The 24,853-nt window shown below is 67.9% G+C and carries 24 protein-coding genes; 10 read left to right on the top strand and 14 right to left on the bottom strand.

Annotated features, from left to right (window positions below):
• Positions 1 to 277 precede the first annotated feature (277 nt).
• Complete coding sequence (locus ABQF13_RS13030; RefSeq protein ID WP_448393177.1) at positions 278 to 1,276, top strand: acetyltransferase Pat; 999 nt, start codon at positions 278 to 280, stop codon at positions 1,274 to 1,276.
• A 10-nt stretch (positions 1,277 to 1,286) separates the two neighbouring features.
• Here the strand turns inward: ABQF13_RS13030 and ABQF13_RS13035 are convergent, their stop codons facing one another.
• Complete coding sequence (locus tag ABQF13_RS13035) at positions 1,287 to 1,979, bottom strand: envelope biogenesis lipoprotein LpqN (protein WP_448393178.1); 693 nt, start codon at positions 1,977 to 1,979, stop codon at positions 1,287 to 1,289.
• Positions 1,980 to 2,197: 218 nt separating this feature from the next.
• Here ABQF13_RS13035 and ABQF13_RS13040 point away from each other — a divergent pair, with 218 nt between their 5' ends.
• The gene (locus ABQF13_RS13040) at positions 2,198 to 3,724 is read left to right on the top strand and encodes a PE-PPE domain-containing protein (RefSeq protein ID WP_448393179.1); all 1,527 of its coding nucleotides are present in this window, start codon (positions 2,198 to 2,200) and stop codon (positions 3,722 to 3,724) included.
• On the opposite strand, the gene ABQF13_RS13045 is transcribed toward ABQF13_RS13040, so the two are convergent.
• Complete coding sequence (locus tag ABQF13_RS13045; RefSeq protein WP_448393180.1) at positions 3,721 to 4,032, bottom strand: hypothetical protein; 312 nt, start codon at positions 4,030 to 4,032, stop codon at positions 3,721 to 3,723. The genes ABQF13_RS13040 and ABQF13_RS13045 overlap by 4 nt on opposite strands.
• Before the next feature lie 73 nt (positions 4,033 to 4,105).
• Here ABQF13_RS13045 and ABQF13_RS13050 point away from each other — a divergent pair, with 73 nt between their 5' ends.
• Positions 4,106 to 4,741 (top strand): DUF5642 family protein, encoded by a 636-nt coding sequence (locus tag ABQF13_RS13050; protein WP_448393181.1) that lies wholly within the window; start codon positions 4,106 to 4,108, stop codon positions 4,739 to 4,741.
• Positions 4,742 to 4,770: 29 nt separating this feature from the next.
• Positions 4,771 to 5,415 (top strand): DUF5642 family protein, encoded by a 645-nt coding sequence (locus ABQF13_RS13055; RefSeq protein ID WP_448393182.1) that lies wholly within the window; start codon positions 4,771 to 4,773, stop codon positions 5,413 to 5,415.
• Here ABQF13_RS13055 and ABQF13_RS13060 read toward each other — a convergent pair.
• Together ABQF13_RS13060 and soxR are read right to left on the bottom strand one after the other, a co-directional pair.
• Positions 5,412 to 6,008 carry an alpha-ketoglutarate-dependent dioxygenase AlkB family protein gene (locus ABQF13_RS13060; RefSeq protein ID WP_448393183.1) on the bottom strand — a complete coding sequence of 199 codons (597 nt, stop codon included), beginning with the start codon at positions 6,006 to 6,008 and terminating at the stop codon, positions 5,412 to 5,414. The two genes, ABQF13_RS13055 and ABQF13_RS13060, sit on opposite strands and share 4 nt — an antisense overlap.
• Positions 6,009 to 6,041: 33 nt before the next feature.
• Positions 6,042 to 6,476, bottom strand: coding sequence for a redox-sensitive transcriptional activator SoxR (soxR, locus tag ABQF13_RS13065; RefSeq protein ID WP_448393184.1), 435 nt, complete (start codon positions 6,474 to 6,476; stop codon positions 6,042 to 6,044).
• 46 nt (positions 6,477 to 6,522) lie between these two features.
• Between soxR and arcA the strand changes: the two genes are divergently transcribed.
• Positions 6,523 to 7,734 carry an arginine deiminase gene (gene arcA / locus ABQF13_RS13070; protein WP_448393185.1) on the top strand — a complete coding sequence of 404 codons (1,212 nt, stop codon included), beginning with the start codon at positions 6,523 to 6,525 and terminating at the stop codon, positions 7,732 to 7,734.
• A gap of 50 nt (positions 7,735 to 7,784) precedes the next feature.
• Here arcA and ABQF13_RS13075 read toward each other — a convergent pair whose 3' ends face one another.
• Positions 7,785 to 8,657 (bottom strand): type IV toxin-antitoxin system AbiEi family antitoxin, encoded by an 873-nt coding sequence (locus ABQF13_RS13075; protein WP_448393186.1) that lies wholly within the window; start codon positions 8,655 to 8,657, stop codon positions 7,785 to 7,787.
• A 113-nt stretch (positions 8,658 to 8,770) separates the two neighbouring features.
• Positions 8,771 to 10,312, bottom strand: coding sequence for a dolichyl-phosphate-mannose--protein mannosyltransferase (locus tag ABQF13_RS13080; RefSeq protein WP_448393187.1), 1,542 nt, complete (start codon positions 10,310 to 10,312; stop codon positions 8,771 to 8,773).
• A 24-nt stretch (positions 10,313 to 10,336) separates the two neighbouring features.
• On the opposite strand from ABQF13_RS13080, the gene rsmI reads away from it, so the two are divergent.
• Positions 10,337 to 11,173 (top strand): 16S rRNA (cytidine(1402)-2'-O)-methyltransferase, encoded by an 837-nt coding sequence (gene rsmI / locus ABQF13_RS13085; RefSeq protein WP_448393188.1) that lies wholly within the window; start codon positions 10,337 to 10,339, stop codon positions 11,171 to 11,173.
• Here the strand turns inward: rsmI and ABQF13_RS13090 are convergent.
• From ABQF13_RS13090 to metG, 7 genes are all read right to left on the bottom strand, one after another.
• A complete protein-coding gene (locus ABQF13_RS13090; RefSeq protein ID WP_448393189.1) occupies positions 11,129 to 12,379 on the bottom strand; it encodes an aminodeoxychorismate synthase component I in 1,251 nt (416 codons plus the stop codon). The two genes, rsmI and ABQF13_RS13090, sit on opposite strands and share 45 nt — an antisense overlap.
• A gap of 90 nt (positions 12,380 to 12,469) precedes the next feature.
• Positions 12,470 to 13,393 (bottom strand): RNA polymerase sigma-70 factor, encoded by a 924-nt coding sequence (locus ABQF13_RS13095; RefSeq protein WP_448393190.1) that lies wholly within the window; start codon positions 13,391 to 13,393, stop codon positions 12,470 to 12,472.
• The gene (locus ABQF13_RS13100; RefSeq protein ID WP_448393191.1) at positions 13,390 to 14,604 is read right to left on the bottom strand and encodes an NAD(P)/FAD-dependent oxidoreductase; all 1,215 of its coding nucleotides are present in this window, start codon (positions 14,602 to 14,604) and stop codon (positions 13,390 to 13,392) included. The genes ABQF13_RS13095 and ABQF13_RS13100 overlap by 4 nt, the downstream gene beginning before the upstream one ends.
• An 80-nt stretch (positions 14,605 to 14,684) precedes the next feature.
• Entirely contained in the window at positions 14,685 to 15,587 is a 903-nt protein-coding gene (gene sigJ, locus ABQF13_RS13105) for an RNA polymerase sigma factor SigJ (protein WP_448393192.1), read from the bottom strand.
• Positions 15,584 to 16,765, bottom strand: coding sequence for an NAD(P)/FAD-dependent oxidoreductase (locus tag ABQF13_RS13110; protein ID WP_448393193.1), 1,182 nt, complete (start codon positions 16,763 to 16,765; stop codon positions 15,584 to 15,586). Before ABQF13_RS13110 ends, sigJ begins: the two co-directional genes overlap by 4 nt.
• A gap of 91 nt (positions 16,766 to 16,856) precedes the next feature.
• On the bottom strand, positions 16,857 to 18,206 hold the full coding sequence (gene gdhA, locus ABQF13_RS13115; protein ID WP_448393194.1) for an NADP-specific glutamate dehydrogenase: 1,350 nt from the start codon (positions 18,204 to 18,206) through the stop codon (positions 16,857 to 16,859).
• 2 nt (positions 18,207 to 18,208) lie between these two features.
• Positions 18,209 to 19,756, bottom strand: a complete 1,548-nt coding sequence (gene metG / locus ABQF13_RS13120; protein WP_448393195.1) for a methionine--tRNA ligase — start codon at positions 19,754 to 19,756, stop codon at positions 18,209 to 18,211.
• A gap of 25 nt (positions 19,757 to 19,781) precedes the next feature.
• On the opposite strand from metG, the gene ABQF13_RS13125 reads away from it, so the two are divergent.
• The 3 genes from ABQF13_RS13125 to rsmA all read left to right on the top strand — a co-directional run bounded on the left by ABQF13_RS13125 (position 19,782) and on the right by rsmA (position 22,754).
• Entirely contained in the window at positions 19,782 to 20,636 is an 855-nt protein-coding gene (locus tag ABQF13_RS13125) for a TatD family hydrolase (protein ID WP_448393196.1), read from the top strand.
• Positions 20,637 to 20,706: 70 nt separating this feature from the next.
• The gene (locus tag ABQF13_RS13130; RefSeq protein WP_448393197.1) at positions 20,707 to 21,834 is read left to right on the top strand and encodes a resuscitation-promoting factor; all 1,128 of its coding nucleotides are present in this window, start codon (positions 20,707 to 20,709) and stop codon (positions 21,832 to 21,834) included.
• Positions 21,831 to 22,754, top strand: a complete 924-nt coding sequence (gene rsmA / locus ABQF13_RS13135) for a 16S rRNA (adenine(1518)-N(6)/adenine(1519)-N(6))-dimethyltransferase RsmA (protein ID WP_448393559.1) — start codon at positions 21,831 to 21,833, stop codon at positions 22,752 to 22,754. The genes ABQF13_RS13130 and rsmA overlap by 4 nt, the downstream gene beginning before the upstream one ends.
• Positions 22,755 to 22,762: 8 nt before the next feature.
• Here the strand turns inward: rsmA and ABQF13_RS13140 are convergent, their stop codons facing one another.
• A complete protein-coding gene (locus tag ABQF13_RS13140; RefSeq protein WP_448393198.1) occupies positions 22,763 to 23,557 on the bottom strand; it encodes a serine/threonine-protein kinase in 795 nt (264 codons plus the stop codon).
• A gap of 72 nt (positions 23,558 to 23,629) precedes the next feature.
• Between ABQF13_RS13140 and ABQF13_RS13145 the strand changes: the two genes are divergently transcribed.
• Positions 23,630 to 24,598, top strand: a complete 969-nt coding sequence (locus ABQF13_RS13145) for a 4-(cytidine 5'-diphospho)-2-C-methyl-D-erythritol kinase (RefSeq protein ID WP_448393199.1) — start codon at positions 23,630 to 23,632, stop codon at positions 24,596 to 24,598.
• Positions 24,599 to 24,853 lie beyond the last annotated feature (255 nt).

The raw sequence follows: 24,853 nt of genomic DNA on the forward strand, positions 1-24,853 counted from the left end.
AACCGAATACCGGCGGCTTCCGGCCTCCGTGGCACGGTAGCTTGCCAGCCGCCCAGCCAATATTTGCCTGCGACGTCAATTTCGTTGGCCGCGGCGTCCGCGGGCGCCGTCGCGCACCGGGCGGCACATCCCTGACACGCGGTCGGGCGCGTCGCGAGGGCTTTGTGGCTGTCCGCGCCCGCCGCACCTGCATGGAAGCGGCGAGGCGCGGCGGTCGCCGTCCGGCGACACGCAGCGTTCCTTGCTGGGTGCGACCAGCACGCCGTAGCCTCGTGTGGTGGCCGGCCCGACCGTCGTCCGCGCCGACGAGCTCACGAGGTTGGAGATCTTCGCCGGCTGCCCCACCGAGACCCTGGTACCGCTAGCGGCGCAGCTGCGACCGCTGACCGCGGACCCCGGGCAGGTGCTCATGCAACAGGACGAGCTCGCGGTGTCCTTTCTGCTCATCGGCTCCGGTGAAGCAGAGGTGACCCACACTGGTGCCGACGGCAACGACACCGTCGCCCGGCTGACGCCCGGAATGATCGTCGGCGAGATCGCCTTGCTGCGCGACGCACCGCGCACCGCGACGGTGATCGCCACCCAGCCGGTCACGGGTTGGGTCGGCAACCGCGACGCGTTCGCCACCCTGCTCGCGATCCCGAGCATGCTCGAGCGACTGCTGAGCACCGCCCGTCAGCGGCTAGCCGCGTTCATCACGCCGATACCCATCCGGCTGCGCGATGGTACGGAGTTGGACCTGCGCCCGGTGCTGCCCGGCGACAGCGAACGCACCTCGCGTGGGCCCGTCGAGTTCTCCAGCGAGACGCTGTACCGGCGGTTCCAGACGATGCACGCGCCGAGCAAATCGCTGATGCGGTATCTGTTCGAGGTCGACTACGTCCACCATTTCGTCTGGGTGATGACCGACGGGTCCGACGGACCGGTTGTCGCCGACGGACGGTTCGTCGTCGACGCAGACGACCCAACCGTCGCCGAGGTCGCGTTCATCGTCGCCGACGCCTACCAGAACAAAGGGGTCGGCACCCTGCTGATGGGCGCCGTCTCGATCGCCGCGGAATACCATGGCGTGCAACGGTTCACCGCCCGGGTGCTGAGCGACAACCTGGCGATGCGTGCGATCCTCAACCATGCCGGCGCGCGGTGGCGGCGCGAGGATCTCGGCGTCGTCACCACCGAGATCGAGGTTCCGCGTCCGCGCAACCCGCCGTTCACCCCCCGGCTGACCAAGCGGGTGCGCGATGCCACCCGCCAGGTCGTGCGGGCGGTCGGCTGAGGGGCTTTGGTCAGGCCGTGATCGTGGTCTGCTCGTCGATCGCCACGGTCGCGTCCATCAACACGCCCATCTGGTCCTCGCGGCCGTCGGCGTTGAGCTGCAAGACATAGACCGCGCCCTCGGTCGGGATCACCACGGTCTTCTGCGCGATCGCACGCCTGACGCCGTCCCTGACATATAGGCCGCCGAGCTGAACCGCGTCGAAGCCGGACAGCTGGCTCGGCTCCCCCTGGTCCGCGCCCTCGTAGTTGGGCAGGTTCTGGACTTCACCAGCGGCGAACTCCAGGATCTTCGCGGGGTCGACGTCGCCGGTCAGCTTCGACATCAGCGCGACGACCGTCGGCGGATCGGCGGCGAACTCCGGGGCCGTGAAAAGTATTGCGCTATAAGCCCACTGCGGGGTGTTGGGGCCGGCGTCAGCCCACCCCGGCGGCATCGGCATGTTGACCACCGGCGCTCCGGGCGTATCGCGCTTAACCGGTTCCTCGGTGATGTTGTTGTCGCGGATGTAGTCCACGATGGTGTAGTGGGGACCCTGTGCCTGCGGCGTCGCCGTGGGCGCGGCTTCGCTGGTGGCGGTGGTGGTCGTTTCCGCGGCGGTTTCCGTTGACTCCGTCTCGGTGTCCGATCCGCAGCCGGCCAGGCCAAGGCCGAGTGCGGCGACCGCTATGGCGACGACGCCGGCCCTCACGGAACTGCTCATTGAATCTCCCATCGTTGACGTTCGGCCGTAGCCTACGGTCGGCACCGGCCTTACGCAGGCGAAAACCGCCGGGCCACGCCCGGGTGTTCCGCAGCGCTGCCCGGGAACGAATTCATAATAGATTTGCTCTACCGTGACCGTAGTTCTCCATCGATGGTCGCGATCTGGTCCAATAAGTTTTGGCGCGGCACCTATCGCCGTTGCTGAGGAGGTTGCGCTTGTTCCGCCCGGTCGTTGCTGTGGTGCTGGGGTTGTTCGGCACCGTCGTCCTTGCCGTCGCATGGACCGCGGCCACGGCGGTGCAGTTGGCGGCGACCGCGCTGGTCATGGGTGGAAGCGGCCACACGCTGGGCACCGACGACGCCGCGTCCTACGTCAACCCGTATATGAGCAACGCCATCGACGACTACATCAACCAGGCCGCGGCGAAGCCGACGGGCACCGGGGGTGCGCCACTGGCGGGCGTGGGCCCCGGCGACGACCGGTACGCCGTCGTGAACCCGGCGCAGTTCTTCCCCGTGTACGGCTCGATGACGTTCGACCGCTCGGTGGCCATCGGCCGGGACAACTTGAACAGCTGCATGCGCGGCACCGGATGTCTCTACAACGACAGCGACCTTCTCGACCCTGCGCCGCCGTCCGGTCCGCCGGTGGTTGGGGATGAGTTCGTCGTGTTCGGCTACTCGCAAAGCGCGGTCATCGCATCGCTGGTCAAGCGTGACCTGATCGCCAACCCCGGCGCGACACCGCCGGTCTCATCGTTCTTCCTACTCGGCAACCCGATGCGGCCCAATGGCGGCATCCTGGCGCGCGGCCTGCGCGGCTGGACCATCCCGATCATCGACGTGACGTTTTCCGGCCCCACGCCGACCAACAGCTGCGACACCGGCAACTGCATGCCCACGGTCGACGTCGCCGGACAGTACGACTTCCGCGGCGGGGATGCACCGGCCAGCGTCACCAACGTGCTGGCGTGGCTCAACGCAGTGGCCGGCTCGATCCTTCTGCACGGGCCGCTGCAGAACGCGGACTTCAGTGACGCCCGCTACCAGGGTTCCTACGGCGACACCGACTACTACCTCTATGTGACGGAGCGGCTGCCGATCCTGATGCCGTTCGAGCCGTTCGTGCCCTCGCCGATCCTGACGTTCTTGGACGCACCGCTTCGGGCCGCGATCGAGGGTGGCTACGCGCGACACGTCAACCCGGGCGTGCCCACGAAGGTGAGCTGGTTTCCCTTCCTGGACCCAGTGCAGACCATCGTCAACATCGTCGCCGCGATCCCGGTCGGTATCGATGACGCGCTGGCCGAAGTGGCCCACGATCCTTCGTTTCGGCCGCTCGGGACCAAGCCCGTGACCAGCCCATTCGGCGTGGGCGGCCCGGAGTTGCCAGAGCCGCCGTCAAACACGGACACCGAGGAAGTGCTGACCGTGTCGTCGTCGTCCGAAAGCGGCGACGAGGCACCGGAGCACGGGACCGTCGACGAGCTCGTGGAAGAACCGCCTGAGCCGGAGACCGATAGCGACGCCACCGACTCGGACGACCTCGAGGACAGCGAGGAAGAGGACAGCGAGGAAGAAGAAGTCGTCGACGAGGACACCGATGACACCGAGCACACCGAAGCCATCGACGACGAGACGTCCGAGCCACCCACCTCACCCGCGAGCCAGGACGCGGGCGAGGCCGAGTCGGACACCGACACCGACACCGACAGCGACAGCGACGATCAGGCTGCGGCTTAGGCGTCGCAGTTCAACGACACCGTGATCGATCTGCTGACGACGACGGTGACCAACTCGCGATCCTTACCTTTGCCGACGACGTAGGTCTGGGTGACCTCCTGCGGATTGCGCACGCTGGTCACGATGCACCGCTCGATCGGCGCGCTGCCGACACGGTCGATGACGACGTCGTAACCGGAGGCCTCCAGTTCCCCGATCGTGCGTTGCGCGTTGCCGGGTGCCACGGGTTGTGCGACGGCCGCGGTCGCCGGGGCCAGCATGACGCCCGCGGCCGCCACCATTGCTGCCACGCTCCATAACGCACGCATGACAGCCTCCGTCCGATGAGAATGAACCTTGCTACCTGATTGATCGCTGGGGGGCCCAGAATTGTTGCGTGCGATGGTCGCGACGTTGGCGCTGGCCGCGGCGGCGTGCGGGACACCTCCCGTGCCCACGCCGACGTCGACGACGGAGCTGCGCGTCAACCCCGCCCGCATCGACCGCGTCCGTGGTGACCTTCCGGCCGGCTACGAGTTCACCGGCATCGCCGACGGAACAGCGCCCGCCGCCCTGTGGGGTTACGGCGAGGGATGGACAGCGGATCCGCCGCAGTGCGGGGCGTTGGCCGACCCGATCCCCGAGGCCACGACGACAGCGGGATGGTCGGCCTCCGGGCCGGGCGGCATCGTCTACGCCGTCGTGCTCGGCGCGCCGCATCCAGTGGGCCTCGACCCCGCACTGCCCGACGAGTGCCTGCGCTGGACGGTGTCCGGCGGGCAGGGTCAGGGCATCGTCACGATCGCACCGGCGCCGACCGTCGCCCATGCGACCACGGTCGCCACCGTCACCGACTCCACCACCGTCGTCGAGGGCGGCACCCAGACCCGCTCCTATGCCCACACCGTCACCGCCTACCTGGGTTCCCACGTCGCGTTCGTCGTCGTCGTCACCGACCCGGGATCGCCGAATCCGCAACTGGGACAGGATTTCGCCGCCGGATTGCTGGTCGAAACGGTGTCGGCGTTGCGGGGTTGAGCGCAGCTCGGCGGGTAGCGTGTGCGGCGATGTCGAACAGGGTGATGGTCCCGCTCGCGTGCGTCGGACTACTGGCGGCGTGTACGAGCGGGGAAGCCGATCTGTCGAACGCCGACATCGCCCGGGTCTTGGATGTGCGGTCCAGTTTCGGCCAGGAGTTCGAGGTGAGTGACGTCGGGCCCAGCGGGATTGACCCGCGGCTGCTGGGCCCGCAGGCGCTGCCGCCCGGGATGACGTTCGACCCCGCCGACTGCGCCTCATTCGCCAACCGGCAGATGGTGCCCGCCGGGGCCAAGGGCAACATGGCTGCCGTCACCGCCGAGGGCGCGGGCAACCGGTTCATCACCATCGCGATCGAGACGTCTGAGGCCGCCGACGTCGACGCCCCGGCTGAAAACTGTGCCAAGGTCGGGTTCGTCGGCCCCGGGGTGCGCGGGCTGGTCGAGACGGCCGAGGTGCCGCGGATCGATGGTGCGCAGACCGTGGGCACTCATCGCATACTCCAGACCAACACCGGCACCGGCGAGCTCTACAACTACGTGGCGAGCTTCGGCAGCTTCCTGGTGATCGTCACCGCGAACCCGTTGGTGCTGCCCGACACACCCGTCGCGCCGGTCGACACCCAGCGCGCCCGCGACCTGCTCGTCGAGGCGGTGACCGCGGTCAGGGGTTAGCGCACGTCGTGCGGACGGAACTGGATGCTGATGCGCGGACCGGTGGGTTTGGTGGTCTTCGGCACCGCGTGTTCCCAGGTGCGTTGGCAGGAGCCGCCCATCACCAGCAGGTCGCCGTGCGCGTGCTGCAGCCGGAGGGACTTACCCCCGCCCCGCGGGCGCAGCGCGAAAGTCCTTGTGGCGCCGAGGCTCACGATCGCCACCATGGTGTCCTCGGTTCTGCTGCGGCCGATGTTGTCGCCGTGCCAGGCCACGCTGTCGTTGCCGTCGCGGTACAGGCACAGCCCCGCGGTGGTGAACGGTTCGCCGAGTTCGCCGGCGTAGGCGTCGTTGAGCCGGCGCCGGATCTGCTTCAGCCGGGGATGCGGCGACGGCTCCTCGATGAGGTGGTGGAAGCTGACCAGCCGCGGCACGTCGACGACGCGGTCATACATCGGCCTGCGTTCGGCGCGCCAGGGAATCACGGATTGCAGTTTCTCGAAGAGCTCGTCGGCGTCTTCGAGCCAGCCGGACCGGAAATCGATCCAGGCACCGTGGCCCAGATGCCGTCGTTCGGCGTGCTCGAACAGCGAGCTCTGCAGCGCCAGCTCCATACCCGCGAGTCTATCGCACAAGCGTTCGAAGCATCAGAGCCGGACAGCGCCGGGGCCGTGTTCGGCGAGCACGTCGTCGGGGTTGGTCAACGCGCACGTCTTCAGGCTCAGGCAACCGCAGCCGATGCATCCGGTCAGGTTGTCGCGTAGCCGCTGCAGGTGCAGGATCCGGTCGTCGAGGTCCTCGCGCCAGCCCGCCGAGAGCCTGCCCCAGTCCTTGCTGGTCGGAACGCGGTCGGTGGGTAGGGTCGCCAACGCTTCCCGGATGCGCGCCAGCGGGATACCCAACCGCTGCGACATCCGGATGAACGCGACGCGGCGCAGGGTTTCGCGGGCATAGCGGCGTTGGTTGCCCGCAGTGCGCCGGCTGGTGATCAGGCCCTCACGTTCGTAGAAGTGCAGTGCCGACACCGCTACGCCGCTGCGGACCGACATCTCGCCGGGAGTCAGTTCAGGGATGCGCTCCATGACCTGAACAATAGTTGAGGTGGCGCGTGGCGCTACGGTGCTAAACGTGACGGGTGCTGCATTGGGATGCGATTCCGAGGTCGGCGCGCTGCGGGTGGCGATCCTGCACCGGCCCGGCGCCGAACTGCAGCGGTTGACGCCCCGTAACAACGACGCGCTGCTGTTCGACGGTGTGCCGTGGGTGGCCAGGGCGCAGCGTGAGCACGACGCGTTCGCCGCGCTGCTTCAGTCGCGCGGCGTCGAGGTGTTGCGGCTCGCCGACCTGCTGACCGAGGCGCTGGCGCACAGCGGCGCCGCCAGGATGCACGGTATCGCCGCGGCGGTGGACCCGAGGCGGTTGGGACTGCCGCTGGCACAAGAACTCTCGGCGTATCTGCGCGGTCTGGACCCAGCGCCGCTGGCGCGGGTGCTGATGGCGGGGATGACGTTCAACGAGTTGCCGTTCCGCGACAGCGAACTGTCGCTGGTGCGTAAGATGCACCACGGCGCCGACTTCGTCATCGACCCACTGCCGAACTTGATGTTCACCCGCGACTCGTCGTTTTGGATCGGCCCGCGGGTGGCGATCACCTCGCTGGCATTGCCTGCGCGGGTGCGCGAGACGTCGCTGACCGATGTGATCTATGCGCATCACCCTCGGTTCCTGGGGGTGCGGCGGGCATACGAATCCCGGTCGGCTCCCGTGGAGGGCGGTGACGTGCTGCTGCTGGCGTCGGGTGTGGTGGCCGTCGGGGTGGGCGAGCGCACCACGCCCGCGGGTGCGGAAGCGTTGGCCCGCAGCCTGTTCGACGACGATCTGGCGCACACCGTGCTGGCTGTGCCGATCACCCAGCAACGCGCGCAGATGCACCTGGACACGGTGTGCACGATGGTCGACGTCGACGCGGTGGTGATGTATCCGGGCGTGGTGGACTCGTTGTCGGCGTACACGATTCATCGCAACGGCAGCGGCGGGGTGCGCATCGACGACGCGGTGCCGTTCGTGGATGCGGCGGCCGAGGCGATGGGTATCGAGCGGCTGCGGGTCATCGCGACGGGTCTGGACCCGGTGATTGCCGAGCGTGAGCAGTGGGACGACGGCAACAACACGTTGGCGCTCGCGCCCGGGGTCGTGGTCGCATACGAGCGCAACACCGAAACCAATGCGCGGCTGGCCGATGCCGGCATCGAGGTGTTGGCAATCGAGGCGGCCGAACTGGGCACCGGCCGCGGCGGACCGCGGTGCATGTCGTGTCCCGCCGCCCGCGACCCGCTGTAGTTTTTTCGTGCCTCGCGAGACGTACACCAGGGCCGTCGAACCCCGCGTGATCACGGCCCTGGTGTACGCCTCGCGAGCGGAAACCACCGGCGACGCTCGGCGGCCTCTCGCAGTCTGTGCAATATGAACCCGCGGCTGTGCTCCTTGACGACGTGGATGTCGAGCCAACCTTGAGACTCCACGAACCCGTTTCGCCCGATGTCGTGGACGAATCGTGGACGATCCGTCTGATGCTGTTCACCGTCGTAGTCCAATGCAATCATCGGCTCATCCCAACCCATGTCCAGGAACGCCTCGGCTCCTCCAACCAAGCCGTCGTGAAGCCGGATCTGGGTGCGAGGCCGCGGGTATCCGGCGTCGATGACGAGCAGTCGCAGCCAGGTCTCCTTGGGCGACTGAGCACCGCCGTCCATCAGATCCAGTGCAATGCGGGCCCGCTTCATCCACCGCCAGCCGCGATACCGCTCGACGAGCGGAGCCACGTCGTCAGCTGTCACACCGGTCGCCGCAGCCAGCGCGTCGAGGTGCCTGACGGCCAAGTCGCGGTTGAGGTGTCGAGCCAGGTCCAATGCCGTGCGTGCCGGCGTGGTGACCGCGAGCTCGCCGATCTCGCAGATTTCGTCCCAGTCGATCCGTTCATTTCGGAGGACTACACGTGGCCGCCGCCGCTCACGCGGAGCGATCATGTCGATCGGCGTGCCCGGGTTGACCCACTTCGCTCCATGCAATGCAGCAGCGGCGCGACCGGCGACGATGCCGCGGCGATCCGTCCAGAGCCAGGCCGCGTGTGCGTCGAGATGCACCGAAGGCGGAGTACCGCACGGCACGTAGACGCGAGGGTGGACGGCCTTGTAGCGCCAGCGCAACTGGCTTCGCGTCAGACCGCTGCCTAGTAGTTCGGCGCCGAGGAATGCTTTTTCCATGCCACGGATGCTGGCCAGGAGCGCCGACAACTCTGCCCTCGATTCGCGAGGTTTACACCAGGGCTGTGGATAACTCGCCAACGACGACCGTGGTGTACGTTTCGCGAACGGAACTAACGCCAGCTGGGTAGCCAGATCTGCATGTTCCACGTCTCCTGCGAGATCGGAATGCCCGTCAGGATCGGGAACAGCCACGCGAAGTTCGTAAGGACAAGCGCGACATAAAAACTCACCGCGAGCAGCCCCAACGTTCGTCGTTCGGCGTTCTGCCGCGGCTTGTACAGGATGTCGCCGAGGATCAACGCGATCGCCAGCACCAAGAACGGCGCCATCGTCGCGGCATAGAAGAAGTACATCTGCCGGTCGATGCCAACGAACCACGGCAAAAAGCCAGCGCCGTAACCGACCAGCACCGCGGCGAAACGCCAGTCGCGCTTGATGAACGCACGCCACAGTGCCCACCCCAGCACCGGCACCGCGAGGAACCACATCGCAGGGGTGCCGACCAGCATCACGGCCTTCACACACGACTGCGCGCCACAACCCGGCACATCTTGGTTGTCGATCGCGTACAGCACCGGCCGCAGCGACATCGGCCACGCCCACGGTTTGGACTCCCACGGGTGGTGGTTGCCGTCGGCGTTGGTCAGGCCAGAGTGAAACCTGTACACGCCGTAGGTGTAATGCCACAGCGAGCGCAACGCGTCGGGGATCGGCAACACGCTGTGCTCACCGATCGACCGGCCCACCTCGTGGCGGTCGATCGCGTTCTCGGAGGCAAACCACGGCGTGTAGGACGCCACGTACACCAGGAACGGAATCACCACGAGCGCATACAGCGACGGCCCCAGGTCGCGCCGGAACGCGCCCAGCCACGGCCGCGGCACCCGGTACTGGCGGCGCGCGGCGATGTCGAACACCAACGTCATCACGCCGAAGAACGCCACGAAGTACAGGCCGGACCACTTTGTGGCGCACGCCAACCCGAGCAGCACGCCCGCGCCGAACCGCCACCAGCGCACCCCAAGCCTTGGCCCCCAGGCTGTTTCGCTGATGCGACCCTCGAACAGCGCGATGTGCATTCGCTCGCGCACCTGATCGCGGTCGACCATCAGCGCGCCGAACGCCGCGACCACGAACACCGTCAAGAACCCGTCGAGCAGCGCGGTGCGCGAGGTGACGAAGCTGACCCCGTCGGCGATCACCAGCAGCCCGGCGATCCCGCCGACCAACGTCGACCGGCTGAGCCGCCGCGCGATGCGCGCCACCAGCACCACCATGATCACGCCGCACACCGCGCCGGAGAACCGCCAGCCCAGCCCGGTGTAGCCGAACAACGCCTGTCCGATCGCGATCAACTGCTTACCGACGGGCGGATGCACCACCAGGCCGTAGCCGGGGTTGTCCTCGACACCGTGGTTGTGCAGGATTTGCCACGCCTGCGGCGCGTAGTGCTTCTCGTCGAAGATCGGGGTGCCCGCGTCGGTCGGCGATCCCAGGTTCAAAAACCGCGTCACCGCCGCCAACGCGGCAATGACGGCCGTCATCAGCCAGCCCTGTAACCGGTCGACGGGCCCGAAGTCGGCGACCGGCACCTGCGGCGCCGGGCTGATGACCGGCACCGCACGCGGAGCATCGGTGGCGGGGGCGGTCACGCCTGCGATCGTAGGCTGTCGGGCATGAGTGTCGGCCGGCTGTTGATCGCTGCCACGCCGTTGGGGCAGCCGTTGGATGCCTCGACGCGGCTGGTCAGGGCGCTCGCCAGCGCCGACGTCATCGCGGCGGAGGACACCCGCCGGATCCGGACGCTGGCCGCCGCGCTGGAGGTCAAACCGGTCGGCAAGGTCATCAGCCTCTACGACCAGAACGAGGCGACCCGGGTGCCGCGCCTGGTCGACGACATCCGCGGCGGCGCGACCGTGCTGGCCGTCAGCGACGCCGGCATGCCGCTGATCAGTGACCCGGGCTACCGCCTGGTGACGGCCTGTATCGATGCCGGCCTGCCGGTCAGCTGTCTACCCGGGCCGTCGGCGGTGACGACGGCGCTCGCGGTGTCGGGCCTGCCCGCCGACAGGTTCTGCTTCGAAGGTTTCGCGCCGCGCAAGCAGGCCGCGCGCCGAACCTGGCTCACCACGCTGGCTGTCGAGCAGCGCACCTGCGTGTTCTTCGAGTCGCCGCGCCGGCTGGCGGCGACGCTGAGCGACGCCGTCGACGTCCTCGGTGCGGAGCGGCGCGCGGTGGTGTGCCGGGAGCTGACCAAGACCCACGAGGAGGTGCTGCGCGGCTCGCTGGCCGAACTCGCCGACCGGGCGGCCGACGGCGTACTCGGCGAAATCACCGTCGTGCTGGCCGGCGCGGTGCCGCGGGCCGACCTCGAGACGCTGGTGGCCGAGGTGCACAAGCTGGTCGACGACGGTGTGCGCGTCAAGGATGCGTGCGCGGAGGTGGTCGCCGCGCATCCGGGGGCGCCGTCACGGCGTGAGCTCTACGACGCGGTCTTGCGGTCGCGCAGCTGACCCGGTGATCGGCGCCGCCTTGTGCAGGCACTCCTGCCACTCGCGTTCGGGATCGGAGTCGGCGGTGATGCCACCGCCGACGCCCAGGACCGCGTTGCCCGACGCGTCGAACTCCACCGTGCGGATCGCCACGTTCAGCTCGACACCAGCCACCGGTGACGCCAAACCGACTGTGCCGCAGTAGACTCCGCGCCGAACCGGTTCCCAGCCGCGCAGCAGTTGCCGCGCCCGCGTCTTGGGTGTGCCGGTGACGGAGGCGGGCGGGAACGTCGCGTCGAGCACCGTGGTCATCGGCATGGCGGTGTCCACCCGCGCAGTCACCGTCGACACCAGATGCCACACCCCGGGCGCGGGCCGCACGGCAAGCAACTCCGGCACGGTGACCGATCCGGTGATCGCGACGCGGCCCAGGTCGTTGCGCACCAGGTCGACGATCATGATGTTCTCGGCCACCTCCTTGGCCGACGCGCGCAGCGCGCGGGGATCGGCATCGCGCGGGAGCGTGCCCTTGATCGGGCTGGACGTGATCGCCGCACCGCGCCTGCGCAGGAACAGCTCCGGTGACAGCGACGCCACCGCGCCCCAGTCGCCCGCGACGTACGCCGCGCGGGCGGGGGAGGTGCGTGCGACCGCGTCGACGAAGTAGTCCACCGGCGAACCGGTGACCCGGCCGCGGAACTGCGTGCACACACACGCCTGGTAGACCTCGCCCGCCGTGATCGCGTCCAGGCACGCCGACACGCCACGGCGGTGCGCGTCTCGGTCGGCCTCGTCCCACACCACCTCGCAACGCCGCGACGTCACTTCGGTGCCGAGCGCGTCAATCACCCATCCGGAAAGCCCTGCGCCGGAAAGGCTTTCGTACCACCACCGGCCGTCGCGGTCTTGGCGCAGCACGTGGTCCGACCAGCCGCCTGCCGCCTCCGGGATGCGTGGCCCGGCTCCGTCGGCGCCGGCGTCGGGATAGGACAGGTAGCCGAACCACCCGCCGCCGACCGCGCCGCCGGATGCACCGGGCGCGACGTCGAACACGGCGGGTGGGGGAACGGGTGTGGTCGCCAGCGACGGCGCGATGACGGCGCGCGACTCGAACCACTCTCCGATCAGCGCGCCCGGCGGTGGCATGCCGCGCCGGGCGGTGGCGTAACCGAGGGTGCGCAGCACCGCAGGGGCGCTGCCCAGGTCGCCGAGCCGTTCGATCCGCACCGGTCAAGCTTGCTGTGTTCGGCGAGCAGACGCAAAATCCCCCTTCCGAGCCTCTTTTTGGGGGTTTTTGCGTCTTCTCGCGCCAGGAAGTTACCGGCTGATCGTGCGGGGGATGTCGACCCCGGCCAGCTTGTCGGGGTTGCGCATCGCATAGAAGTTGGAGATCCGCCCGTCGGTGATCTCCACCGTGATGACCCCTTCGAAGCTGTCACCGAGGTAGAGCTTGAGCGCTGGGGCGTTGTTGTACATCGCCGGTTCGACGCGGCCGCGGTCCCCGGCGGCCCGAATCAGCCCGACGAGCACCCTGGCGACCTTTTCGGCGCCGACGATCGGCCTGCGGGCCGCGCTGGCCTTGCCGTCGCTGTCCGCGGTCCATGTGACGTCGTCGGTGAGCATCTCCAGCAGCCCGTCCACGTCGCCGCTCGCGGCCGCCGCGAAGAACTGGGAGGTGATCTCCGCCGACAGCTTCGGGTCGACCGGCTCGAACCGTTTACGGCGTGACTGCACATGCGCACGGGCGCGGTGCGCCATCTGCCGCACCGCGACGGCGGACTTGCCGATCGTCGAGGCGATCTCGTCGTGGCTGAAGCCGAACACCTCACGTAACACGAACACCGCACGTTCGTCGGGGCTCAGTGTCTCCAGCACGACGAGCATCGCCATCGAAACCGACTCCGCGAGAATCACATCGGATGAGGCATCGGTGGCATCGAGAAGCAGCGGTTCGGGCAGCCACGGGCCGATGTAGTCCTCACGCCGACGCGACTGGGCACGTAGCGCGTTGAGCGCCTGCCGGGTGACGATCCGTGCCAGGTAGGCCTTGGTGTCGCTCACCGTCGCGAGGTCGACCTCCGCCCAACGCAGGTAACTGTCCTGCAGCACATCGTCGGATTCGGTTGCGCTGCCCAAAATCTCGTAGGCGATCGTGAACAGCAACGGACGCAGCTGCGTGAACCGCTCGACGTGTCCCCCGAAAGCGGGAGGTACCCCCACGTCACCCGGCCCGGTGTTCATCGCACCGACGCTACCCCGGTGTGCGCTGGCTGTTCGGGACGCGGGCCACCCTTGAACCAGAAGCTGGAACCGGGCTTGCGGGCCTCCCGGCGGATCCCCCACACCGTGCCCTTGCAGACCGCCTCCTTGATCGCGGCACCAAGCCGCCCCGGCACGTAGAACCGCACCGCGGTGTCGTCCTGACGGGCGAACTGGATGACCGCCGCGCGACGGCCCAAGCTGACGTTGGATCCCGCGAAGCCGTACTGCAGCGGCGCGGGTTCGGTGCCTGCGATCCGGCTGAGCACCGTGTCGGCCGCCTGCGGTCCCAGCTGCGAGGCCGACTGGCAACTCATCCGCAGCGGCGCGTCCGACGGGGACGCGCAGTCGCCCGCGGCGATGATGCGCGGGTCTTGCACGCTGGTGAGTGTCTCGTCGGTGAGCAACCGGCCCTGCGCATCGGTGCGCAGGCCGCTTTGCGCGGCGAGCGCAGGCACTCCGAAGCCGGCCGTCCACACGGTCAACGCGCTCGGACGTACCGCGCCGTCGGCGAACACCACCGCGTCGGATCGAACCTCGGTCACCACGTCGGACTCGAGGACTTTCACCCCGTGCTTGCGCAACCACTTGGCCGCCGAGCGTCGCGCCTGCTCCGAAAGGCTCGGTAGCAGCCGACCGCCGCAGACCAGCGTGACGTTGCGGCCCTGCTCGGCCAACTCCGCCGCCGTCTCGGTACCGGTGAGCCCAGCGCCCACCACGGTGACGGGCGCGTCGCTGTGCAGCTCGTCCAGCACCGCGCGCAGTCGCTGAGCCAGCTCGAATTCCCCGATGGGATAGGCGAATTCGGCCGCACCGGGCACTGTGTCGGTTACGGCGCCGGTGCTGCCGACGGCGTAGATCACGTAGTCATAGGCCAGCGTGTCGCCCGACGCCAACGCCACGGTGCGCGACGCGGTGTCGATGCGGGTGGCGGTGTCGACGACGAGCCGCACACCGTCGCCGAGCAGCGTGCCGAAGTCCACGGTGGCCTCGCCGCTGCGCGCCACCCACTGGTGCAGCCGGATCCGCTCGACGAACTGGGGGCGTGGGTTTACCAGGGTGACGTCGACGTCCGGCGGGCAGGAGCGGAGCGACCCGGGGATTGATTTCGGGCGCCCTCGCAGACGGTTGGCCGCCAACGCCCCGGCATACCCGCCGCCGATGACGATCACATGTGCGCGCTTGTCGGTCATGGTTGCTCCTCTCAACGGGTTCTGCCCTCTAGACACCGCAAGCCGCCCGGATGTGACAGGACGTGACGCAGGCCACACCCTCAGCGGCGGATCGTGCGCGGCCGGGCGATCCCGGCCAGCTTCTCCGGATTGGCCATCGCGTAGAAGTTGGTGATCTTGGCGTCGACGATCTCGACCAGGAACACACCGAGCGCCTCGTCGCCGTCGTAGACGATGATCGCCGGGGTGTTGTTGCAGTTGACCGTTTCGAAGCGCAGCGCAGGCACCCGCTCGGGTCCGTGGCGCATGAACGCGACGATCATCGCAGCCACCTTCTTCGCGCCGACCACCGGACGACGCACGGCCGGCGCCTTGCCGCCGCTGTCGGCGGTCCAGGTCGCGTCGGGTGCGAGCATCGTCAGCAGCTGCTCCATGTCGCCGGTGGCCGCCGCGGTCATGAACTGTTCGGTGACACGCACCGACGTGGCGAAGTCGACGGGTTCCATCCGCCGGCGCCGCGACTGCACGTGTTCGCGGGCGCGGTAGGCCATCTGGCGCACCGCGTTCGACGATTTGCCAATGGTCGAAGCGATTTCGTCGTGGCTGAACCCGAACACCTCGTGCAGTACGAACACCGCGCGTTCGTCGGGGGTGAGCGTCTCGAGCACGACCAGCATCGCCATCGACACCGATTCGGCGAGCACGACGTCGGCTTCGGCGTCGTGCTCGTCGAGCAGCAGCGGTTCGGGCAGCCACGGGCCGACGTAGTCCTCGCGGCGGCGGTTGCTCGTCCGCAGCGCGTTGAGGGCCTGCCGGGTGACCAGCCGTGCCAGGTAGGCCTTGGTGTCGCGCACCGTCGCCAGATCCACCTCGGCCCACCGCAGGTAGCTGTCCTGCAGCACATCGTCGGATTCGGTTGCACTACCGAGGATTTCGTAGGCGATCGTAAACAACAGCGGGCGCAGCAGCGTGAACCGCTCGGCATGCTCTTCGTGAGAGCTCATGACATCGTGACCGTCTCGGTGCTGGCCAGGCGCTGCTTGCGCTTGTCGCTCTTGAGCCAGCGCAGCGAGCCGGGCTTGCGCGCTTCGCGGGCCAGCAACTTGACCGAGGCCTGCAACGCGGTCTTCTTGAGCGCCGCGCCGGCGCGGCCACCGATGTACAGCCGCGTCGCCGTGTCGTCGGTATGGGACAGCTGGAAGATGCCCGCCTTGCTGCCCAGGCTGATGCACTGCCCGGCCAGCGCCACGCTCAGCGGCGGCGCCGCGGTGCCCGCCATCCGGGCCAGCACGGTGTCGGCGGCTTGAGCGCCGAGCGGGGCAGCCGACGCGCAGCACATCCGCAGCGGCTCGTTCGATGGCGCGGACGCATCGCCCGCGGCCACGATGTGCACGTCATCGACACTGGTCAGCGTCTCATCGGTGATCAGCCGGCCCAGCGCGTCGGTGCTCAACCCGCTGGCGGCTGCCAGATCCGGTACGCCGAAACCGGCCGTCCACACGGTCATCGGGCTGGGCAGCTCACGGCCGTCGGCGAGCGTCACCGCGCTTGGCGTGACGGCGGTGACGGTACTGCCCGGCCCGTCGAGCACGGTCACACCGAGCTTGGCGAGGCGCCGCGCGACCGAACGTCGGCCCGATGCGCTCAGGTACGGACCCAGCTCGCCGCCGCACACCAGCGTGATCGGGTGGCCCTGCTCGGCGAGTTCGGCGGCCGTCTCGATGCCCGTCGAGCCGGCGCCGACGACGGTGATCGGAGTGGCGGGGCCGACGTCGTCCAGTGCGGCGCGCAGTCGGGTGGCGTGCTCGAATTCGACCATCGGATAGGCGAATTCGGCGGCTCCGGGAACGGTCGGGGCGGCCACGCCGCTGCCCACCGCGTAGATCAGGTAGTCGTAGTCCAGCGTGTCGCCGGATTCCAGGGCCACGATGCGCGCCGCGGCGTCGATGCGGGTGGCCCGGTCCGTGACCAACCGGATGCCCTCACCGAGCACCTCCGCGTAGTCGACGACGGCGTCGTCGACTCCGGCGACCAACTGGTGCAGTCGGATGCGTTCGACGAACTGGGGTCGCGGGTTGACCAGCGTGACGTCGCAGTTCCCGTCGGCCTGCAGCCGGTTGGCCGCGACGGTTCCGGCATATCCGCCGCCGAGTACAACGACATGGGTGCGGGTGTCGGCCATGATGTCTCCTTACTCTCCAGGATCTCGTGTCCTTGAGACACCGTCGAGAGCGGGGACGTAACGGCCGGGCGGACCGGTGTGACCTACATCACTAGACGAGACCGAGGGCCAGCATAGCGTCGGCCACCCGGATGAACCCGGCGATGTTGGCGCCTGCGACGTAATTGCCCGGCTGCTCGTACTCCTCGGCGGTCGACAGGCACCGGTTGTGGATGCGGCGCATGATCTCTTCCAGTCGCTTCTCGGTGTCGACGAACGTCCACGAGTCGCGCGAGGCGTTCTGCTGCATCTCCAGCGCGCTGGTCGCGACGCCGCCGGCGTTGGCGGCCTTACCGGGCGCGAACGTCACGCCGGCCTCGTTGAACTGCTTGATCGCTGCCGGTGAGCACGGCATGTTGGCGCCCTCGGCGACGATCCGGCAGCCGTTCTTGATCAGGTATCCGGCCTCGTCGCCGTTGATCTCGTTCTGCGTGGCGCACGGTATCGCGATGTCGCACGGCACTTCCCACACCGAGCGACCCTGCACGGAGCGGGCTGCACCGGCCCTGGCCTCGGCGTAGTCGATGATCCTGCCGCGCTGAACTTCCTTGATCTCCTTGAGCAGAGCCACGTCGATGCCCTTCTCGTCGACCACGTAGCCGCTGGAGTCCGAGCAGGCCACCACGGTGCCCCCGAGGTGGTGGATCTGCTCGATCGCATAGGTCGCGACGTTGCCCGAACCCGAGACCACCACCCGCTTGCCCTCAAACGAGTCGTTGGCCGCCTTGAGCATTTCCTTGACGAAGAAGACCGTGCCGTAGCCGGTGGCCTCGGTGCGGACCTGCGACCCGCCCCACGTCAGGCCCTTGCCGGTGAGAACACCGGACTCGTAGCGGTTGGTGATCCGTTTGTATTGCCCGAACAGATAACCGATTTCGCGCATGCCGACGCCGACGTCGCCGGCGGGCACGTCGGTGTACTCACCGAGGTGGCGGTACAGCTCGGTCATGAACGATTGACAGAACCGCATCACCTCGCCGTCGGAGCAGCCCTTCGGGTCGAAGTCCGAACCACCCTTGCCGCCGCCGATCGGCATACCGGTCAGCGAGTTCTTGAAGATCTGCTCGAAGCTGAGGAACTTGATGATGCCGAGGTACACCGTGGGGTGAAACCGCAAACCGCCCTTGAACGGCCCGAGCGCTGAGTTGAACTCGACGCGGAAGCCCCGGTTGATCTGCACGGTGCCGGTGTCGTCGACCCACGGCACGCGGAAGATGATCTGTCGTTCCGGCTCACACAGCCGGCGGATCACCGCGGTGTCGACGTACTCCGGGTGTTTGGAAACCACCGGTCCCAGGCTGTGCAGCACCTCGTAAACGGCTTGGTGGAACTCGGTTTCGCCCGGGTTGCGCCGGGATACTTCCTCGTAGATGTCGTGCAGCTTGTTGTGAAGGCCACTCATTCTCAGTCCAGTTGGTAGCGCGGGAACACGCCGGTCGGTGCGGGCAGCGCCGTACCCGGCGCCAACCGCGTGCCAACCGACGCGAATGTGCGTTGTTCGGCAGGCTGCCCGAGCAAGTCGAGCAGCTTACCCGTCGATTCCGGCATCACCGGCTGGCTCAATAGCGCCGCGATCCGCACGGTCTCTAACGTCGTGTAGAGGACGGTTCGAAAGCGTACCCCGTCCTGGGGGGACTCCGACTTTCGCAGTACCCACGGCTCCTGCGCCGAGAAGTACCGGTTGGCCGCGCCCAGCACCGACCAGATCGCTTCCAGTGCCAGGTGCATCGCCGTCGCATCGAAATGCCCGCGCACCCGCTCCAGCAGGGCATCGGCGGCGGCCAGCAACTCGGAATCCTCCGCGGTGAAGTCACCCGGCTCCGGCACGATTCCGTCGAGGTTCTTGGCGACCATGGACAGCGAACGCTGGGCCAGGTTGCCCAGTTCGTTGGCCAGATCGGCGTTGATGCGCCCGATGATCGCATCTTCGCTGTAGCTGCCGTCCTGGCCGAACGGCACCTCGCGGAGGAAGAAGTACCGCACCTGGTCCAGCCCGAAGGTGTCGACCAACGCGTTCGGGTCCACCACGTTGCCGACCGACTTGCTCATCTTCTCGCCGCGGTTCAGCAGGAAGCCGTGCACAAAGACCTTGCGCGGCAACTCGATCCCCGCCGACATCAGGAACGCGGGCCAGTACACCGCGTGGAACCGGATGATGTCCTTGCCGATCATATGCAGGTCGGCGGGCCAGTAGCGGGTGAACAGATCCGATGAGGTATCCGGAAAGCCCACGCCCGTCAGGTAATTCGTCAAAGCGTCCACCCACACGTACATGACGTGGTCGGGGTGGTCGGGAACCGGTACACCCCAGTCGAACGTGGTGCGGGAGATGGACAGGTCACGCAACCCGCCGGTGACGAAGCTGACCACCTCATTGCGGCGCACCTCGGGCTCGATGAACTCCGGATTGGCCTTGTAGTGCGCCAACAGCCGCTCGGCGTACGCGGAGAGCCGAAAGAAGTAGGTCTGCTCCTCAGTCCACGTCACCGGTGCGCCGGTTTCGGCGGACAATCGCACACCGTCGGCGCCGACGATGGTCTCGGCCTCGGTGAAGAACCGCTCGTCCCGCACCGAGTACCAGCCCTGGTAGGAGTCGAGGTAGATGTCGCCGGCGTCGTTCATCCGGCGCCAGATCTCCTTGGACGCCTCGAAGTGGTCGGGATCGGAGGTGCGGATGAACCGGTCGAACGAGATGTTGAGCTTTTCCTGCATCCGCTGAAACACGTCGGAGTTGCGCCGCGCCAGCTCCGCGGTCGCGACTCCCTCGGCGGCGGCTGTCTCGGCCATCTTCAGCCCGTGCACGTCGGTGCCAGTCAGGAACCGCACGTCGTAGCCGTCGAGACGCCGAAAACGCGCGATCGCGTCGGTCGCGATGTACTCGTAGGCGTGGCCGACGTGCGGGTCGCCGTTGGGGTAGGCGATCGCGGTCGTGACGTAGTACGGCTGTTTCATTTCTAGGTCAGCTTATGGTGTTGCCGTGAGTGAGAAGCGCCCAGGCAGACGGCAGCCGCCGCCCGCACCGGAACCGCTGAGCCCGCTCATCGACGCGCACACCCACCTCGACGCCTGCGGCGCCACCGACGCCGAGAGCATCGCCGCGATCGTGGACCGCGCCGAACAGGTCGGCGTGCAGGCCGTCGTCACGATCGCCGACGACCTGGACTCCGCACGCTGGGTGACCGAAGCCGCCGACGCCGACCCCCGCGTCTACGCCGCGGTCGCGCTGCACCCCACCCGGGCCGACGCGCTGACCGAGGAAGCCAAGATCGTGGTCGAGCGGCTGGTCGAACAGCCCCGGGTGGTCGCGGTGGGGGAGACCGGCATGGACATGTACTGGCCCGGCAAGCTGGACGGCTGCGCGGAACCCGCCCGTCAGCGCGAGGCCTTCGCATGGCACATCGACCTGGCCAAGCGGACCGGCAAACCGCTGATGATCCACAACCGCGACGCCGACGCCGAGGTGCTCGACGTGCTGCGCGCCGAAGGGGCGCCCGAGACCGTGATCTTCCATTGTTTCTCCTCGGACGCGCAGATGGCCCGCACCTGCGTCGAGGCCGGCTGGCTGCTGAGCCTGTCGGGCACCGTCAGCTTCAAAAACGCCAAAGCGCTGCACGAAGCGGCGTCGCTGATACCGCTCGAGCAAATGCTCGTGGAGACCGACGCACCGTTTCTGACGCCGCACCCGTACCGAGGCGCCCCCAACGAGCCGTACTGCTTGCCCTACACTGTGCGGGCGCTGGCCGAACTGCTCGGCAGGCGCGCGGAAGTCCTTGCCCAAGCAACTACTGAGACGACCGCACGGGCCTACAGGCTGCCGAGTTGTTGGACGTAGTCCTTTTCGTTATCGTTCGGTGATCGAACAGCGCCCTTAGCACGCCGTCCGAGTCGGGATAAAGCAAATTTTGAACGTCATAAACAAGATTCATGAAACGCGCTCGCCGTTGCTGCGGCTTCTGGTCGGCGCGACATTGCTCGCACTGGTTTTCGCCGGCGGGGTAGCGGTTGCTGCGCACAAAACAGTCACGCTGACCGTGGACGGCACAACCACCAACGTGGCGACCATGAAGTCGCGTGTCATCGATGTCGTCGCCGAGAACGGGTTCGACGTCAGCGAACGCGACGATCTTTACCCGGCCGCCGAGGCGCCGGTTCGCCAGTCCGACACGATCGTGCTGCGTCGCAGCCGCCCGCTGCAGCTTTCGCTCGACGGTGAGAACAGCAGGGAGGTCTGGACCACGGCCTCCACGGTCGACGAGGCGTTGGCGCAACTGCAGATGACCGACAAGGCGCCCGCCGCGGCGTCGCGCGGAAGCCGGGTTCCGCTGGCAGGCATGTCACTTCCAGTGGTCAGCCCCAAAACGGTGCACCTGCACGACGCCGGGAGGCTGCGCACCGTGCACCTGGCCGCACCCAACGTCGCCGCGCTGCTGGAGGCCGCAGGCGCGCCGCTGCAGCAGAAGGACACCGTGGTGCCCGCGCCGCCCGCACCCGTCGTCGACGGGATGACCGTGCACGTCACCCGCGTCCGCATCGACCATGTCACCGAGCGGGTCCCGCTGCCCGCGCACACCACGCGCGTCGAGGACCCCACACTGAACCAGAGCCGGACTGTGGTCGAGGACCCCGGAACGCCCGGCACACAGGACGTGACCTTTGCCATCGCGAAAATCAACGGCGTGGAGACCGGCAGACTGCCAGTAGCCAATGTCGTTATTGATCCGGCCCGCGAAGGCGTGGTTCGCGTTGGCGCCAAGCCAGGAACCGAGGTTCCGCCGGTCTCCAACGGAGCTGTTTGGGACGCCCTTGCCCGGTGCGAAGCCGGAGGTAATTGGGCCATCAATACGGGCAACGGATATTACGGCGGTGTGCAATTTGATCAGAACACCTGGGAGCGAAACGGTGGTCTGAGGTATGCTGCGAGAGCCGACTTGGCGACAAGAGAAGAGCAAATTGCGATTGCTGAGGTCACTCGGGCGCGGCAAGGTTGGGGTGCGTGGCCGACGTGTAGCGGGAGGATTGGGGCGCGCTGACCATTCGACTACTCGGGCGGACCGAGATACGACATCTGGCCAAAGAGATTGACTTTCGGCCACGCAAATCGTTTGGACAGAACTTCGTCCACGATGCCAATACCGTGCGGCGAATCGTGTCCGCGTCCGGCGTCAACCGACACGATCACGTGCTCGAGGTCGGCCCCGGTCTGGGGTCCCTGACATTGGCCCTGCTGGATCGCGGGGCGCGGGTGACCGCGGTCGAGATCGATCCGGTGCTGGCCCGTCAGTTGCCGACGACCATCGCCGATCATTCGCACAGCGAGATCAACCGGCTGACGGTGCTCAACCGCGACATCCTGACGTTTCGACGGGCCGAGATGGACGATGAGCCCACCGCGCTGGTCGCCAACCTGCCCTACAACGTCGCGGTGCCCGCGCTGCTGCACCTGCTGGCCGAGTTCCCCTCCATCCGCACCGTGATGGTGATGGTTCAGGCCGAGGTCGCCGAGCGGCTCGCCGCCGAACCGGGCGGCAAGGACTACGGCATACCCAGCGTCAAAGCCAGGTTCTTCGGCAACGTGCGCCGCTTCGGCATGGTGTCGCCGACGGTGTTCTGGCCGATTCCGCGGGTGTACTCCGGGCTCGTACGCATCGACCGCTACGAGGTCTCACCGTGGCCCACCGACGAGGTCTTCCGCAAGCAGGTCTTCGGGTTGATCGACATCGCGTTCGCGCAGCGTCGTAAGACGTCGCGCAACGCGTTCGCCGAATGGGCCGGTTCGGGCAACGAATCGGCCAGCCACCTGCTGGCCGCGAGCATCGATCCGTCGCGGCGCGGCGAGACGCTGTCGATCGCGGACTTCGTGCGGCTGCTGCAGCGGTCGGGTCGGGCATATGAGCCCGAGGTCGAACAGGACGCCGGCGAGCAGGAGAAGGGCTCCATCGGCGTCAGCTAGCTGCGCCCCTAGTGCAGTGCCCGGGTGATCAACGAAACGAGCTCGCGGCACGACTGGTAGCGACCGGCGGGGTTCTTGGCCAGTGCTTTGGTCAGTACCGAATCGAACACTCTTGGCAGCCAAGAGTATTGGCGTGACAGCCGCGGCGGTCGCCGGTGTAGGTGAGCGCGGATCAAAGCCATGCTGGAGTCGTCGGTGAACGGCGGTGACCCGGTGATCAGCTCGACGGCGGTGCAGGCAAGCGCGTATTCGTCGGTGGCCGACGTCGGGGCGTGGCCGGCGATCAGTTCCGGCGCCGCGTACGGAAGGGACAACTCGGCCCTGGCGGGGCGACGCCCGATGTCGTCGGTGATCGAATGGGCCGCGCCGAAGTCGATGAGCACAGCGCGCAGCCGGTCTTCCGAGCTCATCCGGATGTTGGCCGGTTTGACGTCACAGTGCACGACCGCGCGGTTGTGCGTGTAGTCCAGGGCATCGGCGATCTGGCCGAGCGCGGTGAGCCGAGCGTCCAACTCGGCCAGCGTCGCCACCCCGCCGCCATCGACGACTTCCATTGTCAGCCAACCGCGCCCGCGCTCGAAGACCTGCACGATGTGCGGGTGGTCCAGCCGGTGCGCCAGCTCGAACTCCCGGCGAAGTCGCGCGACCTGATCTTGGTGGCGGTGTCGTTCGTCGAGGATCTTCAGCGCCGCCTGCCGGTGCGGAGCGGCGGCGTCGTGCACCAGATACACCGTCGCGTACCCGCCGTGACCCAGCACCGCGTCAACGACGTAGCTTTCGAACCGGTCGCCAGGGGCAATCACCGTTTCAGCCTAGGTTCAGCCTGCCTGCGCAGACGGCTGCTGGCGGCCGCCGGACTCCGATAGTGTCGTGCCGTGCCGACCTGGAACGGAAACACCGCCTCGGAATGGGTCCCCACTGGGTCGGTCACCGTGCGGGTGCCGGGCAAGGTCAACCTCTACCTCGCGGTCGGAGACCTCCGCGACGACGGCTATCACGAGCTGACCACCGTCTTTCACGCCGTGTCGCTGCTCGACGAGGTCACCGTGCGCAACGCCGACGTGCTGTCGCTTCAGATGTCGGGCGAAGGGGTCGATTCACTGCCCGCCGACGAGCGCAACCTGGCCTGGCAGGCGGCCGAGCTGATGGCCGAGCACGTCGGGCGCGCACCGGACGTGGCGATCTCCATCGACAAGTCGATTCCGGTGGCCGGGGGCATGGCCGGCGGCAGCGCCGACGCGGCGGCGGTATTGGTGGGCATGAACACGCTGTGGGAACTCGGGGTGCCGCGACGTGATCTGCACGCGCTGGCTGCCCAGCTCGGCAGCGACGTACCGTTCGCGCTGCACGGCGGCACCGCGCTGGGCACCGGCCGCGGCGAAGAGCTGGCGACGGTGTTGGCCCGCAACACTTTTCACTGGGTGTTGGCGTTCGCAGACGGTGAGCTGTCGACGCCGGCGGTGTTCGCCGAGATCGACCGGATGCGCGACGCCGGCTCGCCCGATCAGCCCCCGCGCCTCGCGGATCCCGAACCGGTGCTGGGCGCGCTGGCATCGGGCGATCCGAAGACGCTGGCACCGCTGCTGGGCAACGACCTGCAACCGGCGGCGTTGCGGCTGGACCCCGCACTTGCCCACACGCTGGCGGCAGGCACCGAGGCCGGCGCGCTGGCAGGCATCGTGTCGGGTTCGGGGCCGACGTGCGCTTTCCTGTGCGCATCGGCCACCGCGGCGCTCGACGTCGGCGCGATGCTGTCGGATTCCGGCGTGTGCCGCAGCGTGCGGGTGGCCAGCGGACCGGTACACGGGGCGCGTGTCGTCCCGGCGCCGTCGACGCCGGTCTGACCCCACGCCGGACGCCGTTCGCACGCCCTTGGCGCCAAGTTCCACCGGAGGGTTGCTGATTCTCAATCACGACCCGGGCGCAGAACTCGGTGAACCCGGCGCCCAGAAGGGTGTGACACACGACTCAAAAGTCACGAGAGTTTGGCAGCTACTTAAGAGTTGCATAAGATGAGCGACGGTGAAAACTAGCGGTCAAGCATCGGACGCGAGCATTTCGCCCCCCGACACCGTCGGTGGGCGGCTCGTCAGACGCAT

It is taken from the genome of Mycolicibacterium sp. XJ879, from assembly GCF_053483935.1.

Bases quoted from the DNA above. Each gene is read 5' to 3' on its own strand.
- rsmI (WP_448393188.1), top strand. From the start codon at position 10,337: ATGAGTGTCGGCCGGCTGTTGATCGCTGCCACGCCGTTGGGGCAGCCG.
- gdhA (WP_448393194.1), bottom strand. From the start codon at position 18,206: ATGAGTGGCCTTCACAACAAGCTGCACGACATCTACGAGGAAGTATCC.
- ABQF13_RS13045 (WP_448393180.1), bottom strand. From the start codon at position 4,032: ATGCGTGCGTTATGGAGCGTGGCAGCAATGGTGGCGGCCGCGGGCGTC.
- ABQF13_RS13055 (WP_448393182.1), top strand. From the start codon at position 4,771: ATGTCGAACAGGGTGATGGTCCCGCTCGCGTGCGTCGGACTACTGGCG.
- ABQF13_RS13100 (WP_448393191.1), bottom strand. From the start codon at position 14,604: ATGACCGACAAGCGCGCACATGTGATCGTCATCGGCGGCGGGTATGCC.
- ABQF13_RS13095 (WP_448393190.1), bottom strand. From the start codon at position 13,393: ATGAACACCGGGCCGGGTGACGTGGGGGTACCTCCCGCTTTCGGGGGA.
- ABQF13_RS13035 (WP_448393178.1), bottom strand. From the start codon at position 1,979: ATGAGCAGTTCCGTGAGGGCCGGCGTCGTCGCCATAGCGGTCGCCGCA.
- ABQF13_RS13050 (WP_448393181.1), top strand. From the start codon at position 4,106: ATGGTCGCGACGTTGGCGCTGGCCGCGGCGGCGTGCGGGACACCTCCC.
- ABQF13_RS13110 (WP_448393193.1), bottom strand. From the start codon at position 16,765: ATGGCCGACACCCGCACCCATGTCGTTGTACTCGGCGGCGGATATGCC.
- soxR (WP_448393184.1), bottom strand. From the start codon at position 6,476: ATGGAGCGCATCCCTGAACTGACTCCCGGCGAGATGTCGGTCCGCAGC.
- sigJ (WP_448393192.1), bottom strand. From the start codon at position 15,587: ATGAGCTCTCACGAAGAGCATGCCGAGCGGTTCACGCTGCTGCGCCCG.
- metG (WP_448393195.1), bottom strand. From the start codon at position 19,756: ATGAAACAGCCGTACTACGTCACGACCGCGATCGCCTACCCCAACGGC.
- ABQF13_RS13075 (WP_448393186.1), bottom strand. From the start codon at position 8,657: ATGGAAAAAGCATTCCTCGGCGCCGAACTACTAGGCAGCGGTCTGACG.
- ABQF13_RS13060 (WP_448393183.1), bottom strand. From the start codon at position 6,008: ATGGAGCTGGCGCTGCAGAGCTCGCTGTTCGAGCACGCCGAACGACGG.